This is a genomic window from Vibrio sp. Y176, assembly GCF_033438945.1.
The window spans coordinates 1-892 of sequence record NZ_JAWOQS010000222.1 but is presented as its reverse complement, the minus strand read 5'-3'; the positions used below and the strand labels follow the sequence as shown (position 1 = coordinate 892).

Sequence of the window (892 nt, the reverse complement as noted above, 5' to 3'; positions counted from 1 at the left end):
CGTATTCTTTCCGAAGCGAAACCAACACATATCATCGCGGTGTTTGATCACCATGAACAAGATAGAGGTTGGCGCGCTGAAATCCTTCCTGACTACAAGCAAAATCGCAAACCGATGCCAGAGCCGCTGATGCAAGGCTTGGATGCCATCCAACAAGCATGGTGGGAGCAAGGCATTGATTCACTGCTATCAGAAGGTGATGAGGCGGACGATTTAGTTGCAACACTGGCGACCAAAGTGGCAAGCCACGGCGAGAAAGTAACGATCGTTTCAACCGACAAAGGCTACTGCCAGTTACTTTCACCGACGCTGCAAATTCGCGATTACTTTCAACACCGTTGGTTGGATGAACCGTTTATTGAGAAAGAGTTTGGCGTAAAGCCAAGCCAACTCGCTGATTATTGGGGGTTAACTGGCATTAGTTCAAGCCAAGTGCCGGGCGTTCCGGGCATTGGACCAAAAGCTGCCAAAGAGATCCTAACTCAATTTGAAGATATTGAAGCAGCCTACGCCAGCGATGAACTTGCACCGAAATATCGCAAGAAACTGGATGAACACATTGAGTCTGCACGTCTATGTAAACGAGTAGCGGCGTTGAAATGCGATATCGAGCTCGGCTTTAACCTGCAAGACATTCGCTTTACCGGACCAAATAAAGCCGAGTAAGTACATCTCTTTTACGCTGTAAGTTTTGGGTTAGACAACACGTTTATAAAATCTGTTGTGTAACCCTTTACATTCACGGCAATGATATTTACCTCATCATTAACCTACAAGATACTGATTAGTTTATAAGCTAATTCACAGTCTTAGTGAATAATTTCATTATTTTTAAATCTCTTAATAACGGAGAAAAATAATGAAAAACATCATCTTAGTATCTTTAGTCACT

General features: G+C 43.4%; 1 protein-coding gene. It reads left to right on the top strand.

All coding sequences use genetic code 11. The features are described from left to right. On the top strand, positions 1-666 hold a 666-nt coding region (xni, locus tag R7O13_RS25210; RefSeq protein ID WP_318304987.1), incomplete at its 5' end, for a flap endonuclease Xni. Positions 667-892: the final 226 nt, after the last annotated feature.